Below are 18,894 nucleotides of genomic sequence, written 5' to 3' on the forward strand. Positions count from 1 at the left end.
TTTACATCTCCTGGTTTAAAATCTTATAAATCATATCCATGTCAAGGCTCTCCCGGAGTCCTTTTGCCAGCTTGTCATACTGCTGTTCCTTATACTCCGAAACCGTAAGCCCGCCGGTTTCATACTCTGCCGCGGAAACATGCTTTTTCTCTGCGAGCAGTTCTCTAATACGGCCGCAGACGGCCTCAGAATCAAAAGCACCGTGGACATAGGTTCCAAAGATCATGCCCTGGACGCAGCCGTCCTCTTTCTCTCCGCTCCCGCCGGCCGTCTCTCTGATATGGGAGAACGGGCTTCCGCCGTGCCGGAGCGTCTCGCCCATGTGGATCTCATAGCCCTCAAGAGGAACTGACGTGCCAAGGCCGTCTGCTTCGCCCTCCACTCTCGTCGTCGTCTTTTCCGTGCCGAAGACGGTTGTCACCGGCAAAAGCCCCATACCGGCCAGGTTTCCGCCCTCCTCGACGCCGTCCGGGTCGGAAAGCGCTTCACCAAGCATCTGGAAGCCGCCGCAGACGCCGAAAATCACGGCGCCGTCTGCGGCCCGCCTTAAAATGGCCGCCTCAAGCCCCGATTCCCGGAGCCATTTGAGGTCGCCCATGGTATTTTTCGAGCCGGGCAGGATCACCATGTCGGCGTCAGAAACCTCTCCCGGCCGCGTCACATAAGAAAGTGCGATGCCGGGAAGCCGCTCCAGCACGTTGAAATCCGTAAAGTTTGAGATCCGCGGGAGGCGCACCACGGCAATCCGCGCAAACGCATGGGAAAACTTTTCTTTTTCCTGCCCGGAAAGCCGCTCTGCCAGGCTGTCCTCGTCGTCGATATCCGCTTCCATATATGGTACTACTCCGGCCACCGGAATCGGGATCCTGTCATAGAGCATGGCAAGGCCAGGCTTTAAAATCTCCTTGTCGCCGCGGAATTTGTTGATAATAAAGGCTTTAATCCGCGCCCGCTCCGCTTCCGAAAGAAGCGCCGCCGTGCCATAAAGCTGGGCAAACACGCCGCCCCTGTCGATGTCGCCTGCCAAAAGCACCGGCGCGTCAAGAAGCTCTGCAAGCCCCATGTTTACGATGTCATTTTCCCGCAGGTTGATCTCCGCCGGGCTCCCTGCCCCCTCGATGACAATCACGTCGTATTTGGCCGCCAGCGTCTCGTATGCCTTTTTAATTTCCGGGATCAGGCTCTTTTTCATCTTAAAATACTCGGCCGCCGGATAATTCCCGCGGACGACGCCGTTTACGATGAGCTGTGAGCCCATGTTCGACGTGGGCTTTAATAAGATCGGGTTCATGGCCACCTCCGGCTCTGCACCGGCCGCCTCCGCCTGCATCACCTGGGCGCGGCCCATCTCCAGCCCTTCTTTTGTGATAAAAGAATTGAGAGCCATGTTCTGGGACTTAAAAGGCGCCGGCCGGAAGCCGTCCTCCTTAAAAATCCGGCAGAGGCCGGCGGCGAGAAAGCTCTTCCCGGCGTTTGACATGGTTCCCTGTATCATAATTACCTTCGCCATATGATTCCTCCTGACTGTTTCCGGACTGGGAGACTGCCGTTTCGCGGCGCAAAGCCCATTCCCTGTCAAAATAAGAGCTGGATCCCGCAAAAAAGCGCCGCTGAAAGAAAGGCTGTCCAATATAAGAGCCGGCAGGCCAGGCGGATGTCCTCCGGTACCGGCGGCCGTCTGTCATCGCCGATGAACGGCTTTTTATAAAGCGTTCCGAAATACCAGGCGTCCCCGGCCAGCCGGATCCCAAGCGCCCCGGCGCAGGCAGCCTCCGTCTGGGCCGAATTGGGGCTTGCGTGGCAGAATCGGTCGCGCTTAAAAATCCGCCATGCCCCCCGCCAGTCAAGCCCCGAAAGAAAGGCCGCCGCAATCATGAGAAGCGCCGACAGCCTGGACGGCAGAAAATTGGCCGCGTCGTCAAGCTTTGCCGCCGCCCGGCCGAAAAACAGGTATTTGTCATTTTTATAGCCCACCATGGAGTCCATGGTGTTGACGGCCTTATAGAGAAGCCCCAAAAGCGGGCCGCCGAGAGCCAGATAAAAAAGCGGAGCCACAACTCCGTCAGACGTATTTTCCGCCACAGTTTCCACGGCTGCCTTCGTCACTCCCTCGAATGTCAGCGCCTTTGTGTCGCGGCCGACGATCCTGGAGACGGCCTTCCTGGCGTCCGCCAGCGTCCCGGTTTTCAGTTCTCGGTACACGTTCATGCTCTCGGTCTTTAAGGAGCGGACGGCCAGCGCCTGCCAGCAGAAAAAGACCGACACAAAAAGGCCGGCCATGCGGTTTAAAGTGAAGGCGGCAAAAAGGATCCCGCCGAAAAAGAACGCCGTTTCGAAAAGGACGAGAACCACCAGAAAAACGCCGCCTGCCAGAAGAGCTTTTTCGCTCCTTTCGCAAAAGCGGCGCACCAGGCGTTCCGTCCCCTCGATCATAAGCCCCATGAGGCGCACCGGATGATAAATCCAGCGCGGGTCCCCAAGGAGAAGATCCAGAAGATATCCGGATAACAGTATGGCTGCAAGTTCAGGCCTGCTTATCATGTCGTTTCTCCAATGCAGCTTTCTAATGTTATTTCATGTATTTCTGGTTGTTTTTATATGCCAGAATGATGATGTACACCGTCAGGATCAAAAACAGAGCCTGCCAGACCACCGGCAGGAAAACCTGCTGGAAGTAAAGGGCTAAAAATGCCAGATCCAGCCCCCAGAGGATTTTCGCAAAGCCTTCCGTTTTGCACCAGGCATTCAGATCCGCATCTTCCTCAATCAGAAGCTTTGACGTCGGCGGGGTGAATTTTCTCGTAATCACGAGGCCGCCGTAGATCAGGAAGCATGCGCTTAAGAGCAAGAGAAAAAATACTACCATGTGAAAGTCCGTCCTTTTCTTTTCGTTGTACTGTCTGTTTAAGGATTATACCACCATTCGCCGGTTCTTGCAACATTTGTAAGACGCAGAGGTTCCCGGGAAAGTACGGCGCGGTACCCTTCCAGGTTTTTTAGCTGCCAGTCATAATAGCCCTTCGCCGGTTCTGCGTATGCCTCAAAAAGCGTCATAATCGTCCCGCCGTGGACGACAAACACCGCGGTGCATGGTTCGGCAGGCGAAAATTCCCCGGAAAGCTTCAAAAATGCCTGCTTTGTCCTCTCCTTAAAGGCTGCGACAGCTTCGCCGCCCGGAAATTTTTCAATTTTCCCTGTCCGCAGAAATTCCTGATACGCCTGGTGGCCGAGAAGCTCCTTGTAGGTTTTCCCCTCAAATTCGCCGAACTCGCATTCCCGAAAGTCTGGAATCTCCCGCCGCAAAAGATCGGGATACCGCTCTTTTGGAAACAGGAGCTCGGCCGTCTCCCTGCATCGTTCCATGGGGCTCGTATAAATGGCAGAAATCCCGGAGGAAATCAGACCTTGTATGCGTTCCCGTGTTCCGTTCTTTTTTAAAAGTTCGCGGCACTCCCCGGAAAGCGGCTCGTCTGTCGACCCGATGTAGCGGTGTTCCCGGTTCCCGTCTGTGGCGCCGTGCCTGAAAAAAATAAGTTCCATAAAATTCTCCTTACGGATGTATCCTGACAGGGCATGGCCCGCAGGAAACTACAAAAGCCGGCCGGAAAGAAGGAGCCCAGCCGAAAGCGTAAGCTCGCAGAGTTCCAGAAAATATCCCGCCAGATCGCCGGTAATCCCGCCGAATTCCTTTTTCGCCATGCGGCAGAAAGAAATCCAGGTAATACCGGAAAAAAGAAGCGAAAACACACCGCCTGTAAGATTTCCCAAAGCGGCTGCCGCTCCTGAAAGCAAAATCCAGAAGGCCATGGCCGCCGCCGTTTTTTTCTGGCTGCTGTCTTTTGTAAGCTCTGAAAGCATGCCGCTTCCCCTGGCGTTTGGAAGAAGGGCCACCGAAAGTCCGCTGAAGGCCCGCGAAAGGACAAATCCTGCCGCCGCAGGCTTTGCCTCCTCCCAGGTGAGCATCGAGTAGACGCCGGCCAGAAGAAGCAGGTACAAAACGCCGCTTATGACGGCAAAGGCGCCTGTGTGGGAATCCTTTAAGATTTCTAACTTCTTCTCTCTGTCTCCCCAGGAAGCCCTGGCGTCACAGGTGTCCAGAAAGCCGTCCATGTGGATACCGCCGGTTACAAGGAGCGGCACTGCGGCCAGAACAGCCCCTTTTAAAAGGGCGTTGGCCCCCATCCGTTCCAGAAGCCAGAAGGCCAGAAGGAAGGCCGCGCCCACAAAAATCCCCACGCAGGGGAAAAAGCAGATGGCACGCCGCCTGTCCTTTTCCTCCCATGGAAACTGCGGCGCAGGAAGCCTGGAATACATGGAAATGGCGATGAAAAACGGCTTCATGTTCTCTCTCCTTCGTAGTCCTCGTAGGCTTTAACCGCGATGTCATCAAAGGTGCTCATGCCCTCATAGACGGCCGCCGCCATGGTAAGAAGCGGAAAAAGCGCCACGGCGCCGCTCCCCTCTCCCAGATGCATGCCGAAATCCATGGGCGCCTTTATGGAAAGGGCTTCCATGACGCGCTTTGCGGCCGGCTCCGACGACACATGGGAGGCCAGAAGGAAATCTCTCGTCCCCGGGAAAATCCGGACGGCTAAAAGCGCCGCCGCCGCCGAGATAAAGCCGTCGATAACCACAGGGAGCCGGTGGACGGCGCCGCCCAAAAATAGGCCGCAGATCCCGGCAATGTCAAAGCCGCCAAGCTCGGAAAGAAGCATCACGGCCTCTTCGCCCGAGGCCTTTTCCCCGTCAAAGTCCGGATGGGCCGCAAAAAAACGGGCTACTGCCATGGAAACCGCCTCTTTCTTCCGCTTTAAGCCTTCATCGGAAAGGCCGGCGCCGCGGCCCGTAGCTTCCTCCGGCGAGATGCCAAGTAAGACGGCAGAAAGGGCGCTCGTCGGCGTCGTGTTCCCGATACCCATCTCTCCGGTTGCAAGGAGGTCATATCCCATATCCTTTAAGTCCCCGGCCAACTCCATGCCGGACAGCAGGGCGCTTCTGCACTCCTTAAGGCTCATGGCCGGTTCTCTCGCAATGTTTCCGCTCCCCTGACGGATTTTCCGATCAAGAAGACGAAACGGCTCCAGATTTAAAACGCCGCCCCGCTCTCCCAGCATCCCCATGTCCACCGGGAAAATATCGGTGCCGGAAATCCTGCACATGGCCGAGGTACACGTCTTTCCCGACGTGAAATTTTCCGCCACGATCCGCGTCACTTCCTGGCCGGTCTGGCTGACGCCCTCCGCCACGACGCCGTGGTCGGCGCACATGACCGCCAGGGCCGTCTTTAGGGGAAACATGCCGTCTGCCGTCCCGCGGATGCCCGCCATCTGCACAAGGTCTGCCTCCAGAAGTCCCAGGCTCCCGATGGGCTTTGCGATGGAATTCCACCGCTTCTTTGCCGTCTCCATGGCCTTTTTGTCCAACGGCTTCACGCCTGCGAGCTGCCTTTTTATGATTTCTGCTTCAGTCAACTGTCCCATGTCCCGTCCTTTCTCTCCTTCTGCACGCCGCTTTCAGAAAGCCCGCCGGCATGGAGCTGTAAAAATGAAAGTGGGGGAATCCGGCATAAAAATCCGTCCTTCCGAAGCCGCATTCCCAATTTCTCCCCGTCAATGGCTTGACTGCCGTATAGTCTGTCCCATTTTCCGTCGTATCCCAGTAATGGAATTCATGAGCCGGGGACTTGTCTCCAAAAAGCAGCTCCTTCTCTTTTGAAGAAACCGTCACATAGCCGAACCGGCCAAGCTTTCCCGTATAAAAACCGCGTCCCGGAAGATATCCCGCCATCGGATATGCGTTTCCCGCCTGATCCTCCAGTTCCTCCTTCAGGTATAAAAAGCCGCCGCACTCCGCAATGCACGGCATCTGATCGGAAAGGGCACTTTTTACGGCCATACGCATGGCGCGGTTTTCGGAAAGCTCCCGCACATAAAGCTCCGGGTAGCCGCCGCCAAGATAGAGCCCGTCCGTCCCCTCCGGAAGCTTTTTGTCATGAAGCGGGGAAAAGTACGAGATCCTGGCTCCCATGGCCTCCAAAAGCTCCAGATTGTCCCGGTAATAAAAGCAGAACGCCTCATCCATCGCCACCGCGATCTTTGGTTTTCCCGGTAAAACGGGGATGTCCGGCGGGGTAAAGGAAAGGGGCGGCGCCGAGTCCGCCAGCTCCATGAGGCCTTCCAGGTCTATGGTTTTCCCAACTGCTTCGGCAAGCGCCTCCGTCTGCTCCTTAAAGCCCCGGATTTCCTCCGGTCTCAGAAGCCCCAGATGGCGGCTCTCCCAGGAAATGTCCTTTAAAACAGGCACATAGCCCAGGACGCGGACGGGAAGCTCCGCCTCCGCAGCCTTTTTAAGCCCCGGATACAGGGACGGGGATAAACGGTTAAAAATCACGCCTGCAATCTGGCTGTCCTTCCGAAACTCCAGAAAGCCGCGTATCAGGGCCAGTACCGAAAGGCTTGTCCTGGACGCATCCGCAATGAGCACCACAGGCGTCTTCGTAAGCTTTGCGATTTCATAGGCGCTGGCCCGGTCGGAAAGGCCGGAAAGCCCGTCGTAATAGCCCATGACGCCCTCCAAAACGCCGACAGCGCCCGAAACTCCCCCGTGGCGTCCGAGAAGGAACCGCAAGGTATCAGGCCTTAGGAAAAAGCTGTCCAGGTTATAAGAGGGGATCCCCAGAACGCGGCTGTGGAACATGGGGTCGATGTAGTCCGGGCCGCATTTAAAGGCGCGTACCGAATGCCCTTCATCGGAAAGGAGCTTTAACAGGGCGCAGGTCAGCATGGTTTTCCCCTGTCCGCTGGCGGCGGCCGCCGCTAAAAATCTCGGAAACCGTATTTCCATGGGCTTTACTCTCCCTTCCCTGTAAACGATACGATCCAGACAGGGTTCTGCCCCATCATCAGATGGCTTTTTCCGGCCCGCCTCGACCTGGCCGCCGAAAGCTGTACCATCTCTTCATCCCGGATTCCCGCCTCCCGGATAAATTCCAGGACGGCTCCAAGGGATTCCGGCGTAATTAGGTTCACCACAACGCGGGCTTCCCTGTTTTTTTCCAGGACTGCCGAAAGGATCTCCTTCATGTGCCCGCCGCTTCCGCCCACAAACACATGGGTCGGGGCCGGAAGGCCGGAAAAGGCCCCCGGCGCCTCGCCGCTTACAATATGCAGGTTCTCCAGACAGAATTTCCTTTTATTTTCCTCCAGAAGCGCAAGGGCCTCCGGATCGCGCTCCACCGCGTAAACGGAAACCGTCTCGGAAAGCCTGGCGCACTCGACGGATACGGAACCCGTTCCCGCTCCGATGTCATAGACGACGGCATGTTCCGTAAGCTCCAGCTTGGCAAGGGAAACGGCGCGCACCTCCTGCTTTGTCATCGGCACATCGCCCCGCAGGAATTCTGCGTCCGAAAGCCCGTGGGTGAGCCTTACATGTCCTGCCCCGGGATTTTCCGCAAGAATCAGCGAAAGCGGCGAAAGCTCCCTGTCTTTCAGTTCCTCTGGTGTCCCAACGTCAATGCATTCCGACGGCAGGGAAAGGTTTTCGCCGACAGTTATCTTTGTCTGCTCCATCCCGGCGCTCAAAAGGGCGGCACAGACTTTTTTTAAGGCATCCGCCCCGCCGGCCAGAAAGAGCACCCGTCCATGGCGCCTGACGGCCGCCGCAATATCGGCTTCCCGCCCGTGAAGGCTCACAAACCGCACATCCTCCCAGGAGCTTCCGATTCTGGAAAAGAAAAAGCCCACCGAGGAAATGCCGGGAATCACCTCAACAGAAAAATCCGGCCGGCCTTTGAAAGCCTCAAGAAGCCCTTTTGCCCCGCTGTAAAAGCCCGTGTCCCCGGAGAGCGCTACGCAGGTGTCCTCGTATTCCGGGTGCTCCAAAAGAAACGAAAGGAGCTTTTGCGGCTGGTACTCACAGAGCACCGGCTTTCCAAAGCCTTTAAGGCTCTCCGCAAGCCTCTTGGAACCTGCGATCAACTGGCAGGAGGAAAACGCCTCGCGTGCCCGTTTTGTAAGCATCGAAAGATCCCCCGGCCCGGCTCCCACCAGGCGCAGCCGCCGTCCGGCGCCCTTTAACGCACAGCCAAGCCGTTCCTCTAAAAGGGAAACGGCATCCTCAAAAGAAAGCCCCGTCTCCGCAGGCCTTCCGATTACGATGAGGCCGGCACCGGCGCGCCAGGCTGCCTCCGCCTTTTCCGGAAAGCCCCCGGCCGTACCGGACTCCTTCGTCACAAGCCATTTGGCCTGCACGCTGTTTAGCATGGCAAGGTTTAAGTCCGCGGAAAACGGCCCCTGCATGGCAATCAGGTGTTTCCCGTAAAAACCCATGCGGCCGCAGGTCTCCACCACCTCCGGCAGGGAGAGCACCCGCGCAAAAACCCGCGACTCCCACCCGGGGAGGGCACAGAACGCCCCCAGCTCCTTGCTCCCGGTCGTCACGAGAATATTTCCTTCGGTGCCCTTTAAAAATTCAACGGCGTCTGAAAGCTCCGGAAAGACAAAGACGTTTCCGCCGGAGGTACCGGAGGCTGCCCCCGCAGCGCCGCCTTCCGTCCCCCTGTCCGCAGAATCCGCACAGATTCTGTCTCCTGCCCGCAGAATTCGCACATATTCTGTCCCTGTTTTCTCGCATGCAAGACGGATGTTTTCCGAGACTTCTCCTGCAAACGGATGGGTCGCATCAGCCGCCAGAAGGTAGTCCTCACGTTTAAGCTGTTCCTCCATCAAGACGGCATCCATCCGCCCGGAAAACACCTTCACAAAATGGCCGGCCGGGATCTCCTCCTTCCCGTATTCCGTGGCCGTAAAGACGTCGGCAAGGACGCCGGACGCCTCCAGCCGTTTTGCCAAAAGCCGGCCCTCGGTGGTGCCGGCAAACAGACAAATCTTCTTTATCATAGGCGGTACCCTCTCGGCGTCACCATAACCTGACTGTCCCGCCCTTCCAGGAAGGTCTGGCTGTTTCCGATAAACACGGTCGTAAACATGTCGGCTTCATAGTCACGGAGCTCGCCAAGGCTCATAAGCTTTTTCTCTTCCCCGTCGCGGCCGATATTCCTCACAATCCCGCAGACCGTCTCCGCCGGCCGGGATTTTAAAAGGAGCTCGCAGGCCCGCCTTAAATAATCGGCCCGCTTTTTGCTGGCCGGGTTGTAAAGGCAGATGGAAAAATCCGCCTCTGCGGCGGCAAGGAGCCGTTTCTCGATCTTCTCCCACGGCGTCAAAAGGTCGCTCAGGCTGATAACGGCAAAATCATGGGTCAGCGGCGCGCCAAGAAGCGCCGCGCCGGAAAGGGCCGCCGTGATGCCGGGGACAATCTCGATTTCCACCTCGGGGAATTCCGTTCCGATCTCATAGATCAGCCCGGCCATGCCGTAGACACCGGCGTCCCCGCTGCAAATCATCGCCGTGGTCTTCCCTTTTTCCGCCTCTGAAAATGCCATGCGGCACCGCTCCTTTTCCTGGCGCATGGGTGTCGTCAGGAATTCCTTTCCCGGGAAAAATTCTTCGATCAACTCCACATAGACCGTGTAACCGACGATGACGCTGCATTCCTTTAAGGCCTTTTCGGCCCGGATTGTCATGGATTCATAGTCGCCGGGCCCGATGCCCACAACGAAAAGCTTTTTCATGGCGTCTTCCCCTTTCTGTATCCCGTCGTAAAATCCGCGGCATAAAGCCTGGATTTTTCATAGTCCTCTGTCCCAAGCGCATCGCCGATAAAAATCATGGCTGTCTTTTTGATGCCCGCCTCTTCGGCCGCCTTTTTTAATGTGGAAACCGTACAGGACACGGCCGTTTCCTCCGGCCATGTGGCCTTATAGACGATGGCCGCAGGCGTATCGGCGCCGTATCCGGCCGCCTGCAATTCCTCTTCCATCTCGCCCAAAAGCCCGGCACTTAAAAACACGGCCATGGTCGCGCCGTGGGACGCCAATGCCCGGAAGCTCTCCCGCTCCGGCACGGCCGTCCGCCCAGGCATCCGCGTGAGGATCACGGTCTGGGTCACGCCGGGAAGCGTCAGCTCCTTTCTAAGGCTTGCCGCCGCCCCCAAAAACGAACTGACGCCTGGGCAGACGTCGTATTCGATGCCCATTTCGGAGAGCGCGTCCATCTGCTCCTTAATGGCGCCGTACAGGCAGGGATCGCCCGTATGGAGCCGCACCGTCGTCTTCTTCTCTTCTTCCGCCTTTTTGATGACAGCAAGCACTTCTTCCAGCGTCATCTTTGCGCTGTCATGGATTTCACAGCCGTCACGTGCCTCCAAAAGAAGCTCCGGGTTCACTAACGATCCGGCATAGATAATCACGTCGGCTTCCCGGATAAGCCTCTGCCCGCGCACCGTAATGAGATCTGCCGCGCCGCAGCCGGCGCCCACAAAATGTACCATACTTGAACCTCACAGATAGTTTTCCAGGACATGCACAAACTGCAAAAGCCCCTCTTCATCTTCTTTGGAGAACCGGGAAAGCTTCGGGCTGTCGATATCGAGGACGCCGTAAAGCGCCTGATCTTTATAAATCGGGATCACAATCTCCGAATTGGAGGCGCAGTCGCAGGCGATATGTCCCGGAAATTCATGGACATTTTCCACACGAACCGTCTCTCCACGCGCCGCTGCCGTCCCGCAGACGCCCTTTCCCATGGCAATCCGCGTGCAGGCCGGCTTCCCCTGAAAGGGCCCCAAAAGCAGGGCGCCGTCCCGGAAAAGATAAAACCCGGCCCAGTTAAGCTCCGGGAGCGCATCGTATAAAAGCGCCGACGCATTGGCAAGGTTCGTAATGTCGTACTCCACCCCATCACAGAGCGCCTCAAGCTGGCTCGCCAGAAGCGCATAGTCCGGCGTCTCTCTAAGTTTCATTTCTTCCATGTACGTTCTCCTTCCTTCTCTCTTCGGCCTCCATAAGGAGCCGCCTGGCAAGCGCATCCGTCCCGGCACTGCTTCCAAGGAACCCGCCCTCCTGGGAAAATAAAAGGACGCCGGTCTGAAAGCCCTCCGGGGCCCGATGCCCCAGATAATGAGAAATTCTTTTTAAAAGAATCTCCGTCACTTCTTCGGAAAGCCCTTCTTCCCGTATAAATGAAAAGGCCTCCTCCGTCGTATTGGCATGAAAAATCTTTTTCAAAAAGGAAAGCTCTGCCCCCGCCTCAAGACAGCAGGAAACGAGCGTGTCCATGCGGCCGTCGCCTTCCCTCGAATGGGTGTTCATAATCCCGCAGCCAAGCTTCACAAGCTTTCCCAGATGTCCGCAGAGAACCATGCCCGTAAAGCCCAGCTCCGCCGCCATATCCACGGTTTTTCCGATAAAGTTGCTGCAAACGACGATCTCGTCCTCGGGAATTTCCCCGATCCGTTCCCTTAAGCAGACGGCCCCGAGCCGCCCGGGAACAGCCGCAAAACAACGCCTTCCCGCGGCTCTTAAAACCTTAAGCTGAGCAAAAATCGTATCTGTCAATGCCTCGTCGCTCATGGGCTCTACGATACCGCTGGTGCCGAGAATCGAGATGCCGCCCACAATCCCCAAAACAGGGTTAAAAGTCTTTTTGGCGATCTCCTCTCCGCCCGGCGCTGACACCGTAAGGAGAACCGTTCTCGTCTCCCCGGCTTCCTCCAAAAGCGCGGCTGCCTCCGCCCGCAGCATGGCACGCGGCACCGAGTTGATGGCCGCCTCTCCCGGCGGCTGGTCGAGCCCCGGCTTTGTCACGCGGCCGATTCCGGCGCCGCCGCGGATGAGAATCTGGCCAGCTTCCGCTTCCCCGCAGGCAGAGTCTGCCTGACAGTAAAATTCCGCCTGGCAGTAAATGAGAAGCCCGTCCGTCACATCCGGGTCGTCACCGGCATCTTTTCTTACGGCGCAGCGAAAAACCTTTCCGCCGTCTTCCCGGACACCTAACAATACGTTCTCCACAACCGCCGTCACCGTCTTTCCCGCCGGCGTCACGACGGAAACATGATCCGGAAAGCATCCCGTAAGGAGCGCCGTCACCGCCGCTTTTCCGGCCATCGCCGCGCACGTCCCCGTCGTAAAGCCGGGCCGTAAAAATTTCCGATCTCTATACCGAACGTCTTCCATGTTCCCTCTCACGAAGCAGCGCCTCCACGATTCCCTCGGCCGTATAAGTTTCTGCCGTCACGGCATGGCCGACGCCGTATTCCTTAAGCACCTGTTCCGTCACCTTCCCGATGCACACAGGCCGCACCGTCTCAAACAGCTTCCGCTTTTCCTCCGGGTTTTCCGCAAAGAACCCCCGGACGCCGGAACCGCTCTCGAACGTAAGGTAGTGAAGGCCCGAAAGCGTTTTAAGATCAGGCGACTCTGTCCGGATATCGTAAATCGGAAGGTCGAGATACGAAATTCCGCACCCGGAAAGAATTTCCGTAAGAACCTGAGAGCCCTGCTTCGCCCGCGGGATCAAAACTTCCTCGCCGTCCATCACCTGTTTTGCCAGCCCTTCGGCCAGCGCCCGGGTCGTGTATTCCTCCGGCATATAATCCGCGTAAAAGCCGAAGCCCTCAAGAAATTCCCCGGTGCCTTTCCCGACCACGGCAAATTTCAGATGGCCAAGGGCGCGAAGATCCACCCGGCAGGCTTTCACAGCCTCAAAAAACAGCGCAATGGCGTTCCGGCTTGTGAATACAATCCAGTGATATTTCCCGATTTCCTTAAGCGCCGTCTCAAGGGCCTCTCCGTTTTCCTTTTCCACCCGCGAAACGGCCGCCCGCGAAACCTTTGCCCCCACAGCCGAAAGACGCAGGGACAGCTTTTCAAAGATCGCGTCGGTTCCCGTAATCCCGATGGAAACTCCGGCCAGAGGCATTTCCCCGCCGTAACGCATGGAAAAAGCAGCCGTCTCGCCGACAACGATGACCCCCGGCGATTTTAAACCGGCCGCACGCACGGCAGAAGGCAAATCCTTTAACGGCGCACGGACGCATCGCTCTCCCGGTAACGTCCCGTCCGTGACAACGGCCGCAGGCGTGTCCGCATCTTTCCCGTTTTCCATTAACGCCGCAGCAATCTTTTCCAGATTGGAAAGCCCCATGAGAAATAACAGTGTGCCGGAGAGCTTTGCATACTCCTTGAATCCCTCGGGAAGAAATTCCCCGCCGGCGGCCGTGTGACCGGTAATCACATGAAAACTCCGGCTCACCGCCCGGTGGGTCACGGGAATCCCGGCATGGGCCGGCGCTGCCACAGCCGACGTGACGCCGCTCACCACCTCGTAGGCGATTCCATGCTCGGAAAGCGCCAGGATCTCCTCGCCGCCGCGGCCGAACACAAAGGGGTCTCCGCCCTTTAACCGCACCACCATTTTTCCTTCCAGCGCCTTTTCCACCAGAATTTCATTGATTTCCTCCTGGGTTTTGCCGTGGCGTCCCGGCTCCTTTCCTACGTTAATTTTTTCACATTCCTTCGGTACTTCCTTTAGAAATTCCGCCGAAGCCAGCCTGTCATAGACAAGCACCTCGGCCTGACGGAGCAGCTCTCTTCCGCGCACCGTAATGAGCCCCGGGTCTCCCGGGCCTGCCCCCACGAGCCAGACGAATCCCTTCTGTTTTTCCATGGCTCCTCCTATCTGTCTATGAGGCTGGCCGCCAGCGCCTCATAATCGCTCTCCTGCCCTGAAACAGCCGTGTAGACGGGCCGCCCGCCTTCCTCTCTCATAAGCTTCATATGGAACTCGCCGCCCTCTCTCCAGCTATACACGCCGACGGCCGCATTGCAGCCTGCCGAAAGGAGCGAGAGCACCTTCCGCTCCGCAAGGAGGGAAACGAAGGCCTCCCTGTCATTGATCCGGTCAAAGACCTCCTGCCACCGGGAATCCTTTCTGCTCTCCAGAGCGATAATTCCCTGTCCGCCCGCCGGTACAAATTCCGTCTCCGGGAGAAATTCAAAAGAAAACCTCTCATCCTCAAGAAGCCCTAACCGCTTAAGCCCGGCCGCCGCCAGAATCACCGCGTCATATTCCCCGGAAAACAGCTTTTCCAGGCGCGTGTTCACGTTTCCCCTCAAAAGGCGGCAGACGCCGTCCTTCCTCTCTGCAATCTGGAGCTGGCGCCGTAAGCTTCCCGTTCCGATCACAAAAGGCGAATGGCATGTCTCCCTTTTCTTTACGGTCACAAACACATCCCTGGGATCCTCACGCTTTAAAACGGCCGCAATGGAAAGCCCGTCCATCAAGCAGGCCGGCATGTCCTTGGCGCTGTGGACGGCAGCGTCAATCCTGCCGTCTGCAATGGCCGATTCAAATTCATCAATAAAAACGCCTTTCCCCCCGAATTCCACGAGGGAACGATCCAGAATCTTATCTCCCGTCGTCACAAGCGGCACAAGTTCGATCTCCACACCGGGAGCCGCCTTACGGATGGCAGCCGCCGCAAGCTCTGCCTGCACCATGGCAAGACGGCTCTTTCTCGTCCCGAGACGGATTACTTCTCTCCCCATCTCAAAACTCCTCCCTGTCCTTTACAATCATTAACGAATAATATCCGGCATCCTCCGGGAAATTTTTCGCGCCGATAGCGAGCCGTTCCCCGTCCATGCCGCAGTTTTCCACCATGGCCGCCTTCACGCCTTCCTCCATAAGTGCCTGTTTTACCGCCTTTATCTGCCTTCCGGATTTCATGAACACCCTGGTTCCGGGAAGGGAAAGCCCGGCCTGTTCCGGATAGGAGCCCGGCAGGATATGGATGGAGTCCGCCTGTTCCCCAAGGCTTACCCCAAGCCTGGCGGCCGCCGCGCAGAAAGACGGCACTCCGCTCACAATCTCCGCCCCATAGCCCATGGCCTTTAACCGTTTATGGACATATATGTACGTGGAATAGACCGTCGGATCGCCGAGGGTCAAAAAGACCACGTTTTTCCCGGCGTCCAGACAGTCTGCAATGGCACGCGCCCCGCTCTCATGGCTCTTTAAAAGGACGGCCTCGTCCTTTGTCATCGGAAAGACCACCGGCAGGATTTCCTTTTCCCGAAGCTCCGGCACGGCTTTCACTGCAATCTGGTAAGCCGTGCAGCTCTCCCTATCTTTCCCGGGGATCGCCGCCACGTCGGCCTCCCGTATGAGCCGGCATGCTTTTAACGTCATAAGCTCCGGATCTCCCGGCCCCACGCCGATACCGTAGATTGTTCCCGTCATAAACCGTCTCCTTTTTTCAGTTAAAATTTCTGTCAAACCTGGCCGGAAGGGGCCAGCCGAAGGTCATACTGTCCCAGAGGGATGTAAGGAGCTCGGCGCCGAGGGGCACCGCATCGAAAAACTCCCGCTCCAGATAATCTGTCACTTCTCCCATTCCGGCTATCGGCTCCTTCCGCATCAGCATGCCGTGGATCACCTCATATTTTCCCCGCGCCTTTAAAAACAGGCAGATCATCTCTTTTACCGGCTCCGGAGAATTGATAAAGACACGGTTCACCAGCTTGATGGTGTCGATGGCCCTGGCAATCACTGCGTCGCTGGTGTTTAAAAGGTTGGCGGCCGAGCGGCAGACAATCCCCGTATTCTTAATATGGCTCGTCCTGTCCGTCCAGAGGGGACGCATGCCCTCCCGAATCATGAGCCGTCTGTCAAGCTCCGTCTCGATCCCCGCATGGGTAAGGCCTGCCGTCCTGTCCTTTTCGTTGATATAGCCGTGGAGGCTGCTGTCCAGAGCGAAATGACAGGCAAAGCCGAGAAGGTACGCCTTTTTTGCGCTTTTCTCCACCGGGCTGTCCGTGTTCCGGAGCTTTTCCATTCCCTCTGCAAAAAATTCCCTGGCCGGCGCCTCATGGATCCGGTAGCCTTCCTTCACGATGGAATTTTCCCCGAGCGGATAATAGTAAAACAGGATATCCGGCCCGTGGACACCAAGATAAAAGCAGTTCTTATTCTTTTTTATAAACCGCCGGATCTCCGGCCTGAGCCTTTCATAAACCCTGCGCCCATACAAATCATGTGCAAATGCTGCCGGCATGTCTCATCCCTCCAGTCTGTTCCCCTGTCAGCATATTCCTTCCTAATGAAAAAAGGCTGTGACAATGCCCCCTGCCACAGCCCTATGAAATTCCCTATTTATTTGATAACTTCCATTCCGCCCATATACGGCCGCAAAACCTCCGGGATGCGAACCGTTCCGTCGGCCTGGAGATTGTTCTCCAAAAATGCAATTAACATTCTCGGCGGCGCCACAACCGTGTTGTTTAAGGTGTGGGCGAAATACTTCTTTCCGTCTGCGCCGTTGACGCGGATCCTTAAACGTCTCGCCTGGGCGTCTCCTAAGTTGGAACAGCTTCCCACCTCGAAGTATTTCTTCTGTCTCGGCGACCATGCCTCCACGTCCACGGATTTTACCTTGAGGTCGGCCAGATCTCCGGAACAGCACTCTAACGTCCGAACCGGGATATCTAAGGAGCGGAACAAATCCACCGTATTCTGCCACAGCACGTCGAACCACTTCTTCGACTCCTCCGGGCGGCAGACGACAATCATCTCCTGCTTTTCAAACTGATGGATCCGGTAAACGCCTCTTTCCTCGATTCCATGGGCGCCCTTTTCCTTTCTGAAGCACGGGGAATAGCTGGTGAGGGTCTTCGGAAGCTCTTCCTCCGGGATGATCGTATCAATAAACTTGCCGATCATGGAGTGCTCGCTGGTACCGATCAGGTAGAGATCCTCGCCCTCAATCTTATACATCATGGCGTCCATCTCCGCAAAGCTCATGACGCCGGTAACGACGTCGCTGCGGATCATGAACGGCGGCACGCAGTAGGTAAAGCCGCGGTTAATCATGAAATCCCTTGCATAGGTGATCACGGCAGAATGGAGCCTTGCAATATCCCCCATCAGGTAATAAAAGCCGTTTCCTGCAACCTTTCTTGCGGAATCCAGATCCAGGCCGGAGAACCGCTCCATAATTTCCGCATGGTACGGGATCTCAAAATCCGGGACAACCGGCTCGCCGTACTTCTTAACTTCCACATTCTCGCTGTCGTCCTTTCCGATGGGAACGGACGGGTCGATGATGTTGGGGATCGTCATCATGATTTTGCGGATTCTGGCTTCCAGATCGCGCTCTTTCTCCTCTAACTCAGCCAGATGATCGGAGGCGGCCGTCACCTGCTTTTTGACCTCCTCGGCCTCTTCCTTCTTTCCCTGTCCCATCAGGGCACCGATCTGCTTGGAGATCCGGTTCCTGTCGGCACGGAGATCGTCGGCCTCCTTCTTGGTTTTTCTGTTCTCCTCGTCAAGCTCTATGACTTCATCCACCAGCGGAAGCTTGCTGTCCTGGAATTTATTCCTGATATTCTGCTTTACAATTTCCGGGTTTTCTCTGACAAACTTTAAGTCCAGCATGTTTTTCTCCTCTTTCTACGCCTGCGGCCGGTCGTCACAGACGCACGTCCGAAGGATTTTTGTCACAAATAGAAATATAACACATTTTAGCGCCGATGAAAAGGCCTTTCCTTATTTTTTCCAAAGGCTGTCCAACACCTCTTCAAAACAGACGCCGTTGTTGATGGGGATTTCCAGCTCATCCGACTTGCGGATGCATTCCTTTACGAACCGCGACGCCCGGAGCACCGCTTTTTTAAGCGGCTCCCCGTTTACGACGGCCCCGGCCGCAACGGCAGAAAAGACATCCCCGGTGCCCGGCCGGTCGGTGCCGGCATGTTTCACCTTCACAAATTCCGCCTCGTTTTTCCCGCGCTCCAAAACCACGTTTGTCAGGTAGGAGCCCTCCTTCACGCCGGTAATCACCACAGATTTTGCACCCATGAGCCGCAGCATCATCGCCATGTTTAAAAGCTCCCTGCGCGTCCAGCCAGTCTCCTTATAGGACGTCTCCGTCAAAATACATGCCTCGGTCACGTTCGGCGTCACCACGTCGCCCATGCAGACGAGCCGCTTCATCTCCTCGCACATGGCTTCCGTATAGGTGGCATAGGGCACGCCGTCGTCTCCCATGACGGGATCCACGATCACCGAAGTGTGCTCTCCCTTAAGCCGCTCCACCAGGTCGAGGACGATGTCGATCTGGCGCAGGGAGCCTAAAAATCCTGTGGCAATCCCGTCGAAGGAAAGGCCCAGCTCCAGCCATTTTTCCGCAAAGGCCTCCATTTTATCGGTATAGTCGTCGAAAAAGTAGGTGGGGAACGCCGTGTGATTGGAGAGGATCGCCGTCGGAATCGGACAGCACTGGATCCGCATTGCCGCCAGAATGGGAATAACCACTGTCAGAGAACAGCGGCCATATCCCGAGAGATCGTTGATCATTGCAATTTTCTTTTGTCTGTCATATCCCATGTCTTATTCCTTTTTCCTTCCGACCGGAAGTAAGAGCCCGGTCTTTTTTAAGGCCGGGCGCAGGGCCATGTAGAGAACCACCGCAATCACGGAATTGATGACCGCGTTGATGATGGTGGCATACGTCGTCACAGCCATCAGCGCCTTGATGGCCGAGGCCGCCTTATCCGCGTTGGGCGTTAAGAGCGTGTACCAGACGTACTTTAAAACCGGCTCAAATACGCAGTTGACGCCGAGGGCGCAGACTGCGGAGATGGCAGACCACTTAAGCACGTAGCTGTGGGATCTGTCCTTGGAAAGCCCGGCAATTTTATGAGCCACAAAGCCGGCCACCAGGCCGATCACAAGCTTTGTGATAAACGTCCTCGGGGCCGATTCCACATAGCCGCCGGTGATGTCGGCAATGGAGAGGCCGACGGCGCCGGAAAGGCCGCCGTAAACGCCGCCGAGAAGATACGCGGCCAGCACCACGAAGGCATTTCCCACGTGGATCTTCGTCCCTGTCGCCGTGATGGCCGGGAACACCGCGTAGCCGATATAGCAGAGGGCCGCCATCAGGCCGGCCTGGGCAATTCTCTGAAGATTTTCGTTCTTATTTCCTGTCATA

The 18,894-nt window shown here is 56.6% G+C and carries 19 protein-coding genes; all 19 read right to left on the minus strand.

Translation table 11 applies throughout. The annotated features are described in order from the left end of the window. Window position 1: 1 nt before the first annotated feature. The 19 genes from KE531_18020 to KE531_18110 all read right to left on the minus strand — a co-directional run bounded on the left by KE531_18020 (window position 2) and on the right by KE531_18110 (window position 18,893). A complete protein-coding gene (locus tag KE531_18020; GenBank protein MBR9955491.1) occupies window positions 2-1,510 on the minus strand; it encodes a cobyric acid synthase in 1,509 nt (502 codons plus the stop codon). Between the two features lie 65 nt (window positions 1,511-1,575). After that, complete coding sequence (gene cobD, locus KE531_18025) at window positions 1,576-2,541, minus strand: cobalamin biosynthesis protein CobD (GenBank protein MBR9955492.1); 966 nt, start codon at window positions 2,539-2,541, stop codon at window positions 1,576-1,578. 28 nt (window positions 2,542-2,569) lie between these two features. Further along, window positions 2,570-2,866 carry a hypothetical protein gene (locus KE531_18030; GenBank protein ID MBR9955493.1) on the minus strand — a complete coding sequence of 99 codons (297 nt, stop codon included), beginning with the start codon at window positions 2,864-2,866 and terminating at the stop codon, window positions 2,570-2,572. Window positions 2,867-2,904: 38 nt separating this feature from the next. Then, a complete protein-coding gene (locus KE531_18035) occupies window positions 2,905-3,540 on the minus strand; it encodes a histidine phosphatase family protein (GenBank protein MBR9955494.1) in 636 nt (211 codons plus the stop codon). 48 nt (window positions 3,541-3,588) lie between these two features. Beyond that, window positions 3,589-4,341, minus strand: a complete 753-nt coding sequence (locus tag KE531_18040; GenBank protein MBR9955495.1) for an adenosylcobinamide-GDP ribazoletransferase — start codon at window positions 4,339-4,341, stop codon at window positions 3,589-3,591. After that, window positions 4,338-5,480, minus strand: coding sequence for a nicotinate-nucleotide--dimethylbenzimidazole phosphoribosyltransferase (gene cobT, locus KE531_18045; GenBank protein MBR9955496.1), 1,143 nt, complete (start codon window positions 5,478-5,480; stop codon window positions 4,338-4,340). The genes KE531_18040 and cobT overlap by 4 nt, the downstream gene beginning before the upstream one ends. Next, window positions 5,464-6,837 (minus strand): cobyrinate a,c-diamide synthase, encoded by a 1,374-nt coding sequence (locus tag KE531_18050; GenBank protein MBR9955497.1) that lies wholly within the window; start codon window positions 6,835-6,837, stop codon window positions 5,464-5,466. The genes cobT and KE531_18050 overlap by 17 nt, the downstream gene beginning before the upstream one ends. An 11-nt stretch (window positions 6,838-6,848) precedes the next feature. Continuing rightward, window positions 6,849-8,900, minus strand: coding sequence for a precorrin-6y C5,15-methyltransferase (decarboxylating) subunit CbiE (gene cbiE / locus KE531_18055; protein MBR9955498.1), 2,052 nt, complete (start codon window positions 8,898-8,900; stop codon window positions 6,849-6,851). Beyond that, complete coding sequence (gene cobJ / locus KE531_18060) at window positions 8,897-9,634, minus strand: precorrin-3B C(17)-methyltransferase (protein ID MBR9955499.1); 738 nt, start codon at window positions 9,632-9,634, stop codon at window positions 8,897-8,899. Before cobJ ends, cbiE begins: the two co-directional genes overlap by 4 nt. Continuing rightward, window positions 9,631-10,392, minus strand: coding sequence for a precorrin-4 C(11)-methyltransferase (gene cobM, locus KE531_18065; GenBank protein ID MBR9955500.1), 762 nt, complete (start codon window positions 10,390-10,392; stop codon window positions 9,631-9,633). Before cobM ends, cobJ begins: the two co-directional genes overlap by 4 nt. Before the next feature lie 9 nt (window positions 10,393-10,401). Continuing rightward, a complete protein-coding gene (locus tag KE531_18070) occupies window positions 10,402-10,872 on the minus strand; it encodes a GAF domain-containing protein (protein MBR9955501.1) in 471 nt (156 codons plus the stop codon). Then, window positions 10,853-12,088, minus strand: a complete 1,236-nt coding sequence (cbiD, locus tag KE531_18075) for a cobalamin biosynthesis protein CbiD (GenBank protein MBR9955502.1) — start codon at window positions 12,086-12,088, stop codon at window positions 10,853-10,855. The genes KE531_18070 and cbiD overlap by 20 nt, the downstream gene beginning before the upstream one ends. After that, complete coding sequence (cobA, locus tag KE531_18080; GenBank protein MBR9955503.1) at window positions 12,057-13,568, minus strand: uroporphyrinogen-III C-methyltransferase; 1,512 nt, start codon at window positions 13,566-13,568, stop codon at window positions 12,057-12,059. Before cobA ends, cbiD begins: the two co-directional genes overlap by 32 nt. 8 nt (window positions 13,569-13,576) lie before the next feature. Further along, window positions 13,577-14,449: a hydroxymethylbilane synthase gene (hemC, locus tag KE531_18085; protein ID MBR9955504.1), complete on the minus strand. Its 873-nt coding sequence runs from the start codon at window positions 14,447-14,449 to the stop codon at window positions 13,577-13,579. A gap of 1 nt (window position 14,450) precedes the next feature. Continuing rightward, on the minus strand, window positions 14,451-15,143 hold the full coding sequence (cobI, locus tag KE531_18090) for a precorrin-2 C(20)-methyltransferase (GenBank protein MBR9955505.1): 693 nt from the start codon (window positions 15,141-15,143) through the stop codon (window positions 14,451-14,453). A 16-nt stretch (window positions 15,144-15,159) separates the two neighbouring features. After that, a complete protein-coding gene (locus tag KE531_18095) occupies window positions 15,160-15,957 on the minus strand; it encodes a zinc dependent phospholipase C family protein (protein ID MBR9955506.1) in 798 nt (265 codons plus the stop codon). A 98-nt stretch (window positions 15,958-16,055) separates the two neighbouring features. Beyond that, complete coding sequence (serS, locus tag KE531_18100) at window positions 16,056-17,336, minus strand: serine--tRNA ligase (protein ID MBR9955507.1); 1,281 nt, start codon at window positions 17,334-17,336, stop codon at window positions 16,056-16,058. A 111-nt stretch (window positions 17,337-17,447) separates the two neighbouring features. Further along, entirely contained in the window at window positions 17,448-18,287 is an 840-nt protein-coding gene (locus KE531_18105) for a pyridoxamine kinase (GenBank protein MBR9955508.1), read from the minus strand. A gap of 3 nt (window positions 18,288-18,290) precedes the next feature. After that, a complete protein-coding gene (locus KE531_18110; protein MBR9955509.1) occupies window positions 18,291-18,893 on the minus strand; it encodes an ECF transporter S component in 603 nt (200 codons plus the stop codon). Window position 18,894: the final 1 nt, after the last annotated feature.

It is taken from the genome of Eubacteriaceae bacterium Marseille-Q4139 (assembly GCA_018223415.1).
Lineage (GTDB): Bacteria > Bacillota > Clostridia > Lachnospirales > Lachnospiraceae > CABSIM01.